Annotated in this window: 16 protein-coding genes; 10 read left to right on the top strand and 6 right to left on the bottom strand. The window is 67.1% G+C overall.

The genetic code is table 11. The annotated features are described in order from the left end of the window. Window positions 1–49 precede the first annotated feature (49 nt). Window positions 50–715: a DUF1013 domain-containing protein gene (locus tag QRN13_RS11115; RefSeq protein WP_039245300.1), complete on the top strand. Its 666-nt coding sequence runs from the start codon at window positions 50–52 to the stop codon at window positions 713–715. 72 nt (window positions 716–787) lie between these two features. Here the strand turns inward: QRN13_RS11115 and QRN13_RS11110 are convergent, their stop codons facing one another. Then, a complete protein-coding gene (locus tag QRN13_RS11110; protein ID WP_017505994.1) occupies window positions 788–961 on the bottom strand; it encodes a YdcH family protein in 174 nt (57 codons plus the stop codon). A gap of 116 nt (window positions 962–1077) precedes the next feature. Between QRN13_RS11110 and QRN13_RS11105 the strand changes: the two genes are divergently transcribed. The 7 genes from QRN13_RS11105 to QRN13_RS11075 all read left to right on the top strand — a co-directional run bounded on the left by QRN13_RS11105 (window position 1078) and on the right by QRN13_RS11075 (window position 7557). After that, the gene (locus QRN13_RS11105; RefSeq protein ID WP_284877960.1) at window positions 1078–1680 is read left to right on the top strand and encodes a UbiX family flavin prenyltransferase; all 603 of its coding nucleotides are present in this window, start codon (window positions 1078–1080) and stop codon (window positions 1678–1680) included. Further along, the gene (locus QRN13_RS11100; RefSeq protein WP_284877959.1) at window positions 1677–2141 is read left to right on the top strand and encodes a TIGR02444 family protein; all 465 of its coding nucleotides are present in this window, start codon (window positions 1677–1679) and stop codon (window positions 2139–2141) included. Before QRN13_RS11105 ends, QRN13_RS11100 begins: the two co-directional genes overlap by 4 nt. Before the next feature lie 50 nt (window positions 2142–2191). After that, window positions 2192–2416: a YdcH family protein gene (locus QRN13_RS11095; RefSeq protein WP_017505991.1), complete on the top strand. Its 225-nt coding sequence runs from the start codon at window positions 2192–2194 to the stop codon at window positions 2414–2416. Between the two features lie 168 nt (window positions 2417–2584). After that, window positions 2585–3226: a M23 family metallopeptidase gene (locus tag QRN13_RS11090; protein WP_045810279.1), complete on the top strand. Its 642-nt coding sequence runs from the start codon at window positions 2585–2587 to the stop codon at window positions 3224–3226. A gap of 67 nt (window positions 3227–3293) precedes the next feature. Beyond that, window positions 3294–5180, top strand: a complete 1887-nt coding sequence (locus QRN13_RS11085) for a CocE/NonD family hydrolase (RefSeq protein WP_284877958.1) — start codon at window positions 3294–3296, stop codon at window positions 5178–5180. Window positions 5181–5254: 74 nt separating this feature from the next. Next, window positions 5255–6202: an ABC transporter ATP-binding protein gene (locus QRN13_RS11080; protein ID WP_284877957.1), complete on the top strand. Its 948-nt coding sequence runs from the start codon at window positions 5255–5257 to the stop codon at window positions 6200–6202. Next, a complete protein-coding gene (locus QRN13_RS11075; RefSeq protein WP_284877956.1) occupies window positions 6199–7557 on the top strand; it encodes an ABC transporter permease in 1359 nt (452 codons plus the stop codon). Before QRN13_RS11080 ends, QRN13_RS11075 begins: the two co-directional genes overlap by 4 nt. A gap of 166 nt (window positions 7558–7723) precedes the next feature. On the opposite strand, the gene rpsU is transcribed toward QRN13_RS11075, so the two are convergent. Continuing rightward, complete coding sequence (gene rpsU / locus QRN13_RS11070; protein WP_026108547.1) at window positions 7724–7966, bottom strand: 30S ribosomal protein S21; 243 nt, start codon at window positions 7964–7966, stop codon at window positions 7724–7726. A gap of 188 nt (window positions 7967–8154) precedes the next feature. On the opposite strand from rpsU, the gene QRN13_RS11065 reads away from it, so the two are divergent. Further along, on the top strand, window positions 8155–8802 hold the full coding sequence (locus QRN13_RS11065; RefSeq protein ID WP_284877955.1) for a COQ9 family protein: 648 nt from the start codon (window positions 8155–8157) through the stop codon (window positions 8800–8802). Window positions 8803–9046: 244 nt separating this feature from the next. Here QRN13_RS11065 and QRN13_RS11060 read toward each other — a convergent pair whose 3' ends face one another. From QRN13_RS11060 to purE, 3 genes are read right to left on the bottom strand one after another with little or no spacing between them, the layout of a single operon-like run. After that, the gene (locus QRN13_RS11060) at window positions 9047–9280 is read right to left on the bottom strand and encodes a hypothetical protein (RefSeq protein WP_156363112.1); all 234 of its coding nucleotides are present in this window, start codon (window positions 9278–9280) and stop codon (window positions 9047–9049) included. A 42-nt stretch (window positions 9281–9322) separates the two neighbouring features. Next, window positions 9323–10405: a 5-(carboxyamino)imidazole ribonucleotide synthase gene (locus QRN13_RS11055; protein ID WP_284877954.1), complete on the bottom strand. Its 1083-nt coding sequence runs from the start codon at window positions 10403–10405 to the stop codon at window positions 9323–9325. Then, complete coding sequence (purE, locus tag QRN13_RS11050) at window positions 10406–10897, bottom strand: 5-(carboxyamino)imidazole ribonucleotide mutase (RefSeq protein WP_284877953.1); 492 nt, start codon at window positions 10895–10897, stop codon at window positions 10406–10408. Between the two features lie 183 nt (window positions 10898–11080). Here purE and QRN13_RS11045 point away from each other — a divergent pair, with 183 nt between their 5' ends. Then, window positions 11081–11644 (top strand): GGDEF domain-containing protein, encoded by a 564-nt coding sequence (locus tag QRN13_RS11045; RefSeq protein ID WP_055804230.1) that lies wholly within the window; start codon window positions 11081–11083, stop codon window positions 11642–11644. A gap of 22 nt (window positions 11645–11666) precedes the next feature. Here QRN13_RS11045 and QRN13_RS11040 read toward each other — a convergent pair whose 3' ends face one another. Next, on the bottom strand, window positions 11667–13469 hold the full coding sequence (locus tag QRN13_RS11040) for an autotransporter domain-containing protein (protein ID WP_284877952.1): 1803 nt from the start codon (window positions 13467–13469) through the stop codon (window positions 11667–11669). Window positions 13470–13532: the final 63 nt, after the last annotated feature.

Raw genomic sequence — 13532 nt, 5'->3', positions numbered from 1 at the left:
CCAGCCGAAGCCTCATTCGGCGGCTCAACAACACCGGGACGAACGCCCCATGAGCGACATTCTGATGCCCAAGGCCACTGCGGTCTGGCTGGTCGACAACACCTCTCTCAGCTTCGAGCAGATCGCCGACTTCTGCGGCCTGCACCCGCTGGAAGTTCGCGGCATCGCCGACGGCGACGTGGCGCGCGACATCCGTGGCGTCGATCCCGTCACCGGCGGCCAGCTGACGCGCGAAGAACTGGACAAGGCACAGGGCGACGAAAACTATCGCATGAAGGCGATCGTCAGCCGCCACGCCGAACTGCTGAAGTCGGCAAAGCCAGCGCCGAAATACACGCCGGTGTCGCGTCGCCAGGACCGCCCCGACGCCATCGCCTGGTTCGTGCGTAACCACCCCGAGGTGACGGACGCCCAGATCGCCAAGATGCTGGGCACGACCAAGTCCACCATCGAGAGTGTGCGCAACCGCACGCACTGGAACAGCGCCAACATCAAGCCGGTCGACCCGGTGACTCTCGGCCTGGTCGGCCAGCTGGCGCTGGACGAGATCGTCAAGAAGGCCGCCGACAAGAAGGCCAAGGACGACCTGAAGAACGGCGGCGGCACGATCCAGCCCGTCGAACAGGTCGAGGCCGAGCCCGAGTTCGTGCCGGAAGCCCGCCAACGTCCCGGCGCCGAGCCGACAGCGGAATCGGTGTTCGGCACCAAGGACTGATCCGCCTTCGCGCAATGAAAACGGCCCCGGAGAGCGATCTCTGGGGCCGTCGTCGTTTTCAGGAGGTCGGCGCTAGGTCGCGCGTGCCTCCAGACTGGTGATTTCTTCCTTCAGCCGAAGCTTCTTCTGCTTCAGCGCCCTGACCTGCAACGGATCCGTGGACGGGCGGGTAAGCTCCTTCTGGATGGTCTCATCCAGGGTGCGATGACGATTACCCAGTTCGCGAATACGAGCCTCGATGGTCATGGCTTGCGCCTCCTTTGGTTAGGGACCAGTAGAGTGAGCGCCCGGTTTGGCGCGCTGTGTAATCACTTTCCAGTGACAGCCCGTCGCCCCGGACCCGAAGGAGGCTGACCCCCAAAATGGACGATGATGTGAACGGAGCCATACGGAACCCGCCTGCCAGATTGGTGGTCGGAATTTCAGGGGCTTCCGGCGCCGTCTATGGCGCCCGGGTGCTGGATGCGCTGAACGATCTGGGCGTCGAAAGCCATCTGGTCGTGACCAAGGCCGCCCTGCTCACATTGTCGCAGGAGACCGATCTGTCGCCCGACGAACTGACGACCAAGGCGTCGGTGGTCCACAAGCTGGGCGACGTGGGGGCGACGATCGCCTCCGGCTCGTTCCGCACCCTGGGCATGATCGTGGCGCCCTGCTCGATCAAGACGATGAGCGAGATCGCGACGGGCGTAACTTCGACCCTGCTGACGCGGGCGGCCGACGTGACGCTGAAAGAGCGGCGACCGCTGGTGCTGATGGTGCGCGAAACGCCGTTCCACCTGGGCCATCTGCGCACCATGACGTCCTTAGCCGAAATGGGCGCGATCATCGCCCCGCCCCTGCCCGCGCTTTACGCCAGGCCGAGCTCGATCATGGAGATGGTCGATCAGTCGGTGGGGCGGACGCTGGACCTGTTCGGCCTGGATTGGGGCGCGGTGCGGCGCTGGGAAGGCCTGAAGTCATGAGGCTGTGGGACTGGGCGGTCGCCGCCTATGGCGCGTCGGGGGTCGGCGAGGCATGTCTGGCGCTGCAGGACAACCACGACCAGAACGTGCCCGTGCTGCTGTGGTCCGCCTGGGTCGCCGCGACGGGCCGAAAGCCCGACAAAGAGACGATCGAGGCCGCCTGCGACACCGCCCGGGCCTGGGACAGCGTCGTGGTCGCCCCGCTGCGTTCGGTGCGGCGGATACTGAAAGCGCCGGTGCCCGATATCGACGACGGCCCGCGCGAGAGCGTGCGCAACCGCATCAAGGCGCTGGAGCTGGAGGCGGAACGGCATTTGCTGGATGCGCTGGAGGCGCTGGCGCCCGAACCCAGCGGACCGGCCCGCCCGATCATCGACAGCCTGGCAGCCACCGCCCGGATGTGGGCCGACGTGACACCGCGCCCGGCCCTGATCCGGCTCGCAGACGCCCTTCCGGCCTGAGATCAGCGTGGCTATAAGCGGCCTGAGACGAGCGGCGTGGAGATGACACGATGAACGACGACACGCCTGCGATCACCGAGGAAATGGCCGAACTTCAGGCGCGGGTGAACCATCTGCGCCAGGAACACGCCGACCTTGACGCCTCGATCGAGGCCCTGGGTCAGGCCGCCATTCCCGATCAGCTGATGATCGCCCGGCTGAAGCGCAAGAAGCTGGCGCTGAAGGACGAGATCGTGAAGCTGGAAGACCGCATCCTGCCCGATATCATCGCCTGATCTGGCCGGCCGGGCGGCAGGTTCCGCCCTGCGACCATCCGCCGCCCTGCCCTAGCCCCAAAGTCGCCAAAGCCAGCAGGCAAAAGCCGCCCTCCCACGGAACGCCGTGCGCTGTCGGGGCGCCGCTTCCTTCATTCCAGAGCGTAGAGACGCTGGAGAGGCCGCCGAATGCGACGCCTGCTATCCAACGCGCCGATGGCGCGGTGCAAGACCCTGTTGATCCACTCCGGCCAGACGGCCGCCTTCGCCGCCGTGGCCGTTTTCGCCGCCGCCGCCGCGCCAAATGCTGCGCGCGAGGCCGCCTTGCCGCCGCCGACCCAGATCGCCGCGCCGGTCTCGCCGCCGCTGAAGGCCGAGGTCGAGAAGGCGGGTCCGATCACGCGCCAGATCGCTTTCACCGCCCCGGTGCGCGGCTATGCGATCAACTCGCCGTTCGGCCTGCGCAAACTCGCCATTGAAGCCAAGGCGCGCGCGCACAAGGGCGTCGACATCGCCGCGCCGAAAGGCACGACCGTCTTCACCGCCGCCGAGGGCGAAGTCATCCGCACGGGCTACGACCCCGAGGGCTATGGCAACTTCATCGAGGTGCGCCACCCCAACGGCATGAGCACCCTGTACGGCCACCTCAGCCGGATCGATGTCGCAAACGGCGATGCGGTCGCGCCCGGTCAGCGGATCGGTCTGGTCGGCTCCACCGGCTATTCCACTGGGCCGCACCTGCATTTCGAGGTCCGTCGCGGCGGCGCGCAGGTGAATCCGACCAAGGTGGTCGATCGCCATTTCGAAGTGACGGTGAAGGCCAAGGCCTGACGCGCATTGCGTTGCGACGCGCGCCGCAAACGTCCTAGTGTCCCCTCACGTTCTGGGAGGGATGGACATGAACAAGATCGTCGCCGCCGTCGTCGCGGGCCTTTTAGCCGCCACGCCCATCGCCGCCTCGGCGCAGGACTATGGGCGCTACAGCGACGCCGCCGCACAGACCGAGTTGTCGCGCGTGGCGGATGTGCAGATGGCGGTCATGGTGCCGATGCGCGACGGCGTGGGACTGGCCACCAATGTCTATCGCCCCAAGAACGCGTCCGGCCCCTTGCCGACCGTTTTCGTCCGCACGCCTTATAACGAGTTGGCCTACAACGCCCGCACCACCCGCTCGGCTCTGAGCTGGGTCAGCAAGGGCTATGCCTTCGTCATCCAGAACGAGCGGGGGCGGTATTTCTCGGGCGGCGACTATCAGATCCTGGGCTATCCCCAGACCGACGGCTATGACGCCCTGACGTGGATCGCGGCCCAGCCCTGGTCGAACGGCAAGGTCGGCACGCTGGGCTGTTCGTCCTCCGCCGAATGGCAGTTGGCCCTGGCGGCCCAGAACCACCCGGCCCACGCCGCCATGGTGCCCCAGGCCTCGGGCGCCGGCATCGGCAAGGTCGGACGGTTCCAGGAACAGGGCAACTGGTACACCGGGGGCGTGCCGCGCAACCTGTTCTTCGTGTGGCTGTACGGCGTAGACAATCCACAGCGCGCCCAGATCCCGATGGACATCGACCAGGAAACCCGCGCCCGGATCGTCCGCTACAACGACCTGGACGCCAAGAAACCGGATGTGAATTGGCCCAGCCAGATCCGGCATCTGCCGGTCAATGACATGCTGAAGGACCTGGGCGAGCCGGCCGGCACGTTCGAGGAACTGATCGCGCGCACCCCATCCGATCCGGCCTGGCGTCAGGGCGGCCTGTATCACGACGACATGGGCTGGGGCGTGCCGTCCCTTTGGTTCAACAGCTGGTATGACGTCTCCATCGGGCCGAACATGGAGCTGTTCAACCACGCCCGGTCCACGACCCAGGATCGCGAGGCTGCCGAGAACCAGTATGTCGTGGTCGGCCCCAACAACCACTGCGCCTTCGGCGGCCTGGGGCCGAACTACAAGTCGGGCGACCGGCCGCTGGGCGACGCCACCTTCGACAGCGACGCCCTGGTGCACGCCTGGTTCGATCGCTGGCTGAAGGGCGAACGCCGCGCCTTCCCCGAGAGCACGCCGCACGTGCAGTATTTCAATATGGGCGAAAACGCCTGGCGCACGGCCGCGCAGTGGCCGCCGGCCGGGGTCAAGACGGTGCGGATGTATCTGCGCTCAGGCGGCGGGGCCAACAGCTTGAATGGCGACGGCCTGCTGAGCCTTCAGGCACCGCCCGCCGGCGAGCCGGCCGACCGCTATCGCTATGATCCGATGAACCCGGTCCAGACCATCGGCGGCGGCGATTGCTGCAACGGTGGGCTGGTCACGGCCGGGGCCTTCGATCAGCGACCGATCGAAGCGCGCAACGACGTGCTGGTCTATACGTCGGAGGCGCTGACCGAGCCGATGCAGGTCACCGGCTTCATCGATGCGGTGCTGAAGGTGTCGTCCTCTGCGCCCGACACCGATTTCGCGGTCAAGCTGGTGGATGTGGCGCCGGACGGCACGGCCTATATCCTGGGCGACACCATCATGCGGGCGCGCTATCGCAACGGCTATGACCGTCCCGCGCCCCTGACGCCGGGCCAGGTGGCGACCGTGCAGCCCACGCCGCTGACCATCAGCAACACCTTCCAGCCCGGTCACCGCATCCGGGTCGAAGTCACCAGCTCCAACTTCCCCAAGTTCGTGCGCAACCTGAACACAGGCGGACCGAACGAGACCGAGAGCCAGGGCGTGGTCGCCGACAACACCGTCCATCACGCGGGTGACGACGCGTCCTACATCGATCTGCCTGTGGTGAAATAGGCGCCCCTGCGCCGAAGTCGCTGGCGTCCCCTGTCGTCGGATTCTAGGCTGACGACAGGGATTTGGGAGGCGACATGGCGGCGTTGACGCTGGATGGGGTGAACAAGCGATACGGCGATTTTCACGCCGTGCGCGATCTGAGTTTTCAGGTCGAGAAGGGGTCGATCTGCGGCTTTCTGGGACCGAACGGGGCGGGCAAGACCTCGACCCTGCGAATGATCCTGGGGTTGCAGCCGGCGACGTCGGGACGGATCGAAATCCTGGGCGCCGACGACGGGCGCAAGGTGCGCGACCGGATCGGTTTCCTGCCCGAGGAACGCGGCCTCTATAAAAAGATGACGCCGGTCGAGGCCATCGCCTTCTTCGGCGCGCTGAAAGGCCTGCCGGTCGCCGAAGGCCGCAAGCGCGCCAAGACCCTGCTGGAGCAGCAGGGGCTCGGCGAGGCGCAGAAAAAGAAGATGAAGGAGCTGTCCAAGGGGATGGCGCAGAAGGTGCAGCTGATCGCCTCGGTCGTGCACCAGCCCGAGTTCGTCATCCTGGACGAGCCCTTCTCCGGTCTGGACCCGATGAACCAGCAGGGCCTGGAGGCGATGATTCGAGGGCTGGCCGCGAACGGCGCCACGGTGCTGTTCTCCACCCATGTGATGCAGCATGCCGAGCGGCTGTGCGACAAGGTCGTGCTGCTGGCGCGTGGCAAGAAGGCGTTCGAGGGGACGGTGGATGAGGCCAAGGCCACCTCGCCGCGCTTCCTGGATCTGGATGGTGCGATCAGCGCGGACGCCGCCGCCGCCCTGCCCGGCGTGGCAGGTGTCGAGACCCTGTCCGACGTGGATGGCGTGCGTCGGCTGAAGATCGCCTTGGCGGCCGGCGCCGGGGGCCAGGATACGTTGAAGACGGCCTTCCTGAACGGCCTGGACGTGCGCGGCTTCGCGCTGAAGGAGCCGACGCTGCACGACGCCTTCATCGGCCTGACCGGCGACCATCCCGACCAACCCGTCGCATCCGTGGAGGCTGTCCGATGAACCGCACCTTGCTGATCGCGCGACGCGAATATGTCGCCTACGCCAAGACCGTCGGCTTCTGGCTGTCGCTTCTGGCCTTCCCGCTGTTCGCCGTGCTGGGCGGCGGCATTCCGGCGCTGATCAAGGCCTCCGAGCCGATCAAGTCGGTGGCGGTGATCGAGGAAGGCCCCAATGCGACAGGTCTGGCCGCCGCCGTTCGCGCCTCTCTGCAAGCCGACGTGGATCGTCAGAACGAGCGCTTGCGCGAAGCCGCTGAAAAGGGACAGGCGGGCGCCGGGCGCGCCGTCGCCTCCATCACCGGCCCCAAGATCCGTCTGGTTGACACGCCGCCCGCCATCGCCGACGCCGTCGGCCCGGCCCGTGATGAGGCGATCCGCAAGGCGCTGGACAAGCAGACCTCGAACGCCAGGCGCCTCGACGCCGTGGTCTTCCTGAGCCGCACGGATGGCAAGCCCGCCGCCCAGGTCTGGACCGCGCGCGCCACTGACAACGACGTCTCCGGCTTCATCCGAAATGCCCTGCGTGATGCCCGACGCACCGAGCTTTTGACCGCCGCCGGGGTCGCCCCGGCCGTGGCGCAGGAGGTTCAGACCTTCCGACCGGAGGTGAAGTCCTTCTCGCCCAGCGCCGCCAGCGGGGGCGAGGTGTCGATGCGTGACCGAATCCCGTCCTTCATCGGCCTGGGCGTCGGCTTCCTGCTGTGGTCGCTGGTCATCACAGGGGCCTCCATCCTGCTGAACAGCGTGATGGAGGAGAAGTCGAACAAGATCCTAGAGGTGCTGCTGTCCTCGGCCTCGGCGACCGAAATCCTGACGGGCAAGGTGCTGGGCGTGGCGCTGCTGACCCTGACGGTCATGGGGGTCTGGGGCGGGATCGGGGCCTTCACCCTGATTTCGGCCTCCCCCGAGACGGCGGCGACGGTCGGACAGGTGCTGCTGCACGACGGCCTGATCTTCTATTTCATCGCCTACATGGTCGGCGGCTACCTGATGTATGCGGTGCTGTTCGCGGCCATCGGCGCCTTCTGCGAGACGCCGCGCGACGCCCAGACCCTGATGGGGCCGATCATGATGATCCTGGTCGTGCCGATCCTGGTGATGCAGATGGCCCTGACCAGTCCGGATGCGCCGGTGGTCAAGGTTCTGTCCTGGATCCCCTTCTTCACCCCCTTCCTGATGAGCGCGCGCGCGCCCAGCGATCCGCCGTTGGTGGAGGTGATTCTGACGCTGATCGGCATGTTCGCGACCGCCGCCTTCATGGTGTGGATCGCCGGGCGGGCGTTCCGCGCCGGCGCGCTGTCAGACGTGAAGCTGAGCTGGAAGAGCTTCGGCCGGGCGATTACCGGACGGGCGTAGGCGGCACGGTTGTCTCCTCCCTGTCGCGTCGCGATGGGGAGGTGGCACGGCGCTTCTTCTGTGGAACTTCAAGAGTCCTCCACAACGCTCCGCAGAAACGAAACGCAAAGAAAAAGGCCGCTTCCCAGAGGAAGCGGCCTTTAATCTTTCGGCTTTCGCAGGGGTCTTAACGACCGCCGGGAACGCGCGGCTTCGGCGCGGGCAGCAGGCCCTCGCGCTGCATGCGCTTGCGCGCCAGCTTGCGGGCGCGACGGATGGCTTCGGCCTTTTGACGGGCGCGCTTTTCCGAGGGCTTCTCGAAGTGCACGTGGCGCTTCATTTCACGGAAGCTGCCCTCGCGCTGCATCTTCTTCTTCAGGGCTTTGAGCGCTTGGTCGACGTTGTTGTCGCGAACGAAAATCTGAACCAGGTTAAACTCTCCTTTGGCCGCCCGCCGCGTCCTGTGAGGGAGACGGGCGAACAAAATAAAATCGTCTTCCGACAGCCGGGCTCTCGGATGAAGGCGCGCTGATACACGAGCCGCCTCCTTCTGTCCAGATCGTCGCGACCATTCTTCAAGGCTCGAAACGCCATGACGACCGGCGTATGATCGCCCTTATGACCGAGACGACAGACTGGGCCGACCGGACCGAACAGACCGTGCTGGACGCCGCCATCGCCCGCGCGCCCGCGCTGGGTTGGAACGCGCGTCTGGTGCGCGAGGCCTGCGAGGCGTGCGGGCTGTCACAGGGCGACGAGGAATTGCTGCTGCCCAACGGCGCGCGCGATCTGGCGGCCCTGCTATCGCGCCGCCATGATGCGAGGGCGCTGGCGGCTCTGGGTGAAATCGACGCCAGATCGCTGAAGATTCGCGAGCGAATCGCCCGCGCCGTGTCCGAGCGGATGGAGGCGGGCGCCGCCGATCTGGAGGCCACGTGTCGCTGCGCCGCCTTCCTCGCCCTGCCCGTCAACGCCGATCTGGGGCTGAAACTGGCCTGGGAGAGCGCGGATCATCTGTGGCGCTGGGCCGGGGACGAGGCGACCGACTGGAATCACTATTCGAAGCGGACGATCCTCTCGGGCATCCTGATTCCCGCCCTGACGATGCGCTGGTTCGACGGCCGTGAAGCGGCGGAGGCCTTCGTCGCCCGCCGGATCGAAAACGTCATGGCCTTCGAGAAGTGGAAGGCGGGCAAGGACTTCGACGCGCCGTTCCGAAAGGTCAGCGATGCGCTGAGCCGCATACGGTATGGGGCGAAAGCCTAGACCTCGGCGGAGCGAAGCTCGGCGCGATTGTCGCGCAGCGCCTGATCGCGACCAGATTGGTGTCCAAGTTGGTATACCCCGACGCCTAGGATCAGAACTGCAACGCCAAGTATGGCGCCTGCCAGCACGCGTGAGCGGCCAGCTCCGTCTGAAGTTCTTTGGTCTGCGCGCGGGCCATCGGCAGAGACCGATGAACCGATCAGGGCCATTGCCATCGCCATTAGGAACAGAACCATCGGGGTGTTCATATTCCGACGCTCTTGGTGATTGCAGATCGATTGTCACGTTCAGCGGCGTCTTTTCCCAGGCGCCCACCGAGGTCCACGCCGGCGACAATCAAGGCCAGAGCAGCCGCGGCTAAAGACACGCCGAGCGCGCCAACCCGCGACGATTGGCGGCCATTCAGTGCGCTGATCACTCCAACAGCAGAGGTCGAGACCAGCAGAAGCGCGAGTGACACGGTGAGCGACAGCGACATGGGTCGACCATGACGCAAGTTGCGTTCAACGCAACTCAAATATCAGATCGCACTCAGCACCCGATTCACATGCGCCATCTTGCGGCCGGGGCGGGCCTCGGCCTTGCCGTAGAGGTGAAGGCGTTCGTCGGACTTGGCCGACAGTTTGCGCCAGTCCTCGACCTCGTCGCCCAGCAGATTGGTCATTTCGATGCGGGCGTGGGCCGTCACAGGGCCGAGCGGCCAGCCGGCGACGGCGCGGATATGCTGTTCGAACTGGTCGCAGACACAGCCGTCCTGGGTCCAGTGGCCGGTGTTGTGAACGCGCGGGGCGATCTCGTTGACCAGCAGGACGTCGTCTCCCAGGTCGAACAGTTCGACGCCCACCACGCCGACATAGTCCAGCCCGTCCAGAATCGCCTCGGCGATGGCGCGGGCTCGAACTTGCGTTTTTTCGTCCACGGCGGCGGGGGCCAGGGTGGTGCGCAGGACGCCGCCCTCGTGCCGGTTCTCGCCCAGCGGATAGACGGCCATGTGGCCGTCCCAGTCGCGGGCGGCGATGACCGACAGTTCGCGCACGAAGGTCGCCTTGGCCTCCAGGATGGCCGGACGACCGCCCAGGCTTTCCAGGGCGGCGGGCGCATCCTCGATGGCGTGAATCCAGACCTGCCCCTTGCCGTCATAGCCTTCGCGGCGGGTCTTCAGCAGGGCGGGCAGGCCCAGCTCGGTCAGGCCGACAACCAGGTCGTCCAGCGTGTCGATGACGGCGAAGGCGACCGTCGGGGCGCCCACGGCGTTCAGGAAGGCCTTTTCGTCCACCCGGTCCTGCGACACCCGTAACGCAGTCGGTCCCGGCGCGACGAGGGCGCCGGCCTCAGCCAGACGCTCGATGGATTCGGCCGGCACGTTCTCGAACTCGAAGGTGACGACGTCTGCGGCGCGGCCCAGCGCCGACAGGGCCTTGGGGTCGTCATAGGCGGCGACGATCTGGCGCGCCGAAACCCGGCCGGCCGGGCTGTCGGCCTCGGGGTCCAGGATCACGACGTCGAAGCCCAGGCGCGATGCGGCCTGGCTCAGCATCCGGCCCAGCTGGCCTCCGCCGATGATGCCGAGGGTCGAACCGGGGGGAAGCGGAAGATCAGGCACTCAGTCCTCGACGGTTTCTGCGACGGATTCGGTCTGGGCGGCGCGGAAAGCGGCCAGGCGTCCGGCCAGCCCCGCGTCCGACAGGGCCAGGATCTGGGCGGCCAGGATGCCGGCGTTGGCGGCGCCCGCCTCGCCTATGGCCAGGGTGGCGACCGGAACGCCCGCCGGCATCTGAACGATCGACAGCAGACTATCCATGCCCTTCAGCGCCTTGGACTGGACCGGCACGCCCAGCACCGGCAGTTCGGTCATGGAGGCGGCCATGCCCGGCAGATGGGCGGCGCCCCCTGCCCCGGCGATGATGACCTTATATCCGGCGGCCTTGGCGCCCGTGGCGAAATCGACCAGGCGTTGGGGCGTGCGGTGGGCGCTGACGACCTTGGCGTCCCAGGCGACGCCCAGTTGATCCAGGCGATCGGCGGCCAGCTTCATGGTCGGCCAGTCGGACCGGCTGCCCATGATGATCGCCACCGGGGTTTCGGAAGTCGCCATGTCTGCAAGGCCCCTCGCGGAAAGGCGCCGGTTACAGCACGCGGGTGACGCCCGCAACCGCAACACCGTGATTTCAGCCGTGTCGGCCCGTAATGTCGGCCTTCAATGTCGGCGGATCACGCTCTACCATCGTTCGACCGCGCGACGCAGACTGAGTCGCGCCTTCGGAGCCAACCCTGCGCCGTGACCGACGTGGCCGAACACGACCTGACCGCCGAGATCGCGCGCCTGCGCGTCGAGCTGGAAGCGTGGAAGACGCGCGCCGCGGCCGCCGAGGCCGCCGCCGACCACGATGTGCTGACCCCCGCTTTGAACCGGCGCGGCTTCATCACGGCGATGCAGCGAACCATGGCCTATTGCCAGCGGCACGGAGTGCCGGCGGTGCTGCTGTATCTGGACATGGACGGGTTCAAGAGCGTCAACGACAGCCTGGGCCATGCGGCCGGCGATGCGGCCCTGGTCGCGGTGGCGGAGTTGTTCCTGGCCAATCTGCGTGAGTCGGACGCAGTCGGCCGGCTGGGCGGCGACGAGTTCGCCCTGCTGATGTTGCACGCGGGCTATGAAGAGGGCCGGGCCAAGGCGCGTCAGCTGGCCGAGGCGCTGAAGACCGAAGGCTTCGTCTGGGACGGCCAGAAGACTGAACTGGGCGGCTCGTTCGGGGTGCGCGCCTGGGACGGCCATACCGACGCCGAGGTCTGGCTGACCGAGGCCGACGCCGCCATGTGGGTGAGGAAGAAGGGGCGCTGAGGCCCCTTCCCGCCCCTGCCGCTTAAAGCGGCAGTTTCAGCTGAATGCCGCCCATGTGGCTGTCGGCGTGATCGCCGAAGCGGCCGCGATAGCCGACCGTCACCTTGACCGGGCCGACCGACCCCTCGACGCCGGCCGAGGCCAGGAACTGACCGCCGAACGGATCGTCGATCTCGCGCGACAGCACCCGCGCCGGGTTGTTGTAAAGGCCGACGCGCACCGGATCGGAGCTGTCGTCCAGGGCGTCGCGGTAGCCGCCCTCGGCGAACAGGCCGAACCCGCCCATTTCCGTCTCGGCGCGCAGGGCGACCTCGCCGGTCAGGGCCTTCACGGTGCGATCGCCGTACTGATACTGGGCGCCGACGCCCTGTTCGTAATAGCCGTCCACGTCGCTGGACACGTAGGCCAGGGCCGCGCGGGGCGACAGGGCGACGCCGCCCATGTCGAACCACATGCCGCCTTGCAGACGCGCGCCGCTGCTGAGCGCGCGGGTTTCGGCGGTGTGGACGATCGGCGCCAGGCTGGTGGTGCGTTCGATGTCGTCGATGTTGTCGCGCGCCACGCCGACGGCGGCGTTGACGAAAACATCGCCCGAGCGCCAGCCGCCATAGACGTCCAGGCCGAAGCTTTCGACGTTGAACTGCAGCGCCTGGCTTTCGACGCCGGTGTTGCGCGCGGTACCGGCCAGACCGAAGCGCCAGTTGGCCGAGGGGCCGGCCTCAAGCGCGATACGGGCGCCCCAACCGTCGCTGGACGAGCTGGTGACCGAGCCGCGCGCGTCGGTGTCGACGCTGTCGATCAGGGCCGAAGTTGTGACGGACACGCCGGCCTCCCACGGCTGGCGACCCGACAGGGCCTCGCCGGCGGCGTCCAAAGCATCCTCGCGGTGACGATAGGCCGTCTCGCCCTGCAAGGTCGATTGAGCGCCGATGTCGCCATAGTAGAGGTAGTCGGTCGCCAGTTGGGCGATGATCCGATGGCCCGCCGCGGTCGGGTGGACGCCGTCGAAATAGAAGTAGCTGTCCGGGTTCGTGCAGACCGTCACGCCGTTGAAGCAGGGCTGGGTGATGTTGGTGATGCCGAATAGGCCCGGATTGCCGGCCAGTGTGTCACCGATCTTGAACAGGTCCATCATGATGATGTTGCTGCCTGGGCGGCCGGCGGCCGTGGCGGTCAGATTGGTCTGAAGCGCCGTGTTGAAGGTGGTGACGGCGAAGTCGGCCAGGGGCGCGGCGGTCGTGCCGCGGAACTGAGGCGTCAGGCTGAGCTTGGGCAGGTTGGTGACCAGGATGGTCCCGGCCCCCGCGCCCGCCACGGTGTTGACCAGGCTGTTGATGTTGGCGGCGGCCGTGGTTGCGACCGGGGTGATGGCGGCGACCGGGCTGGCGGAAGCGCCGGCGGCGGGTAGGCCCTGGAAGATGTCGTTGGCGCCGCCCAGGACGCTGACCAAGTCGGTCGAGCTGAACCGGCCGCCCGCGGCGGTGTAGCGCGACAGCTGGTTCAGCATGCCGAACGGCACGCCCGCCGAGGCGTCAGTGCGCGAGCCGCCGAAGGCGTAGTTGATGCTGCCCGTGACCGAACCGTTGAAGTTGGCGGCGGTGAAGCCCAGCAGTTCGACGAAGGTCGGACCGTTCGAGAAGCGGCGCGCATAGGGCGGCGACGGCGGCTGGGTCCCGCCCGAGATCAGAAACAGGTTGCCGTTGTCGCTGAGGCTGTCGCCGAAGACGACGAGACGGTTGTAGGTCTGGGCCGAGGCCGAGCCGGCAAAGGCGCAGGCGGCGAGCGCCAGAGCGGCGACGGCGCCGCCGGTGATGAAGCGTGACATGAAATTCCTCCCGCAGCCGTCGTTGCGCGGCCGTTCGACGTGAGGATGCGCCAGTTCGCGCAG

It is taken from the genome of Brevundimonas sp. MEB006b (assembly GCF_030209705.1).
GTDB lineage: Bacteria > Pseudomonadota > Alphaproteobacteria > Caulobacterales > Caulobacteraceae > Brevundimonas.
The sequence above is the reverse complement of the archived record's forward strand: the minus strand, read 5'-3'. Positions and strand labels throughout refer to the sequence as shown.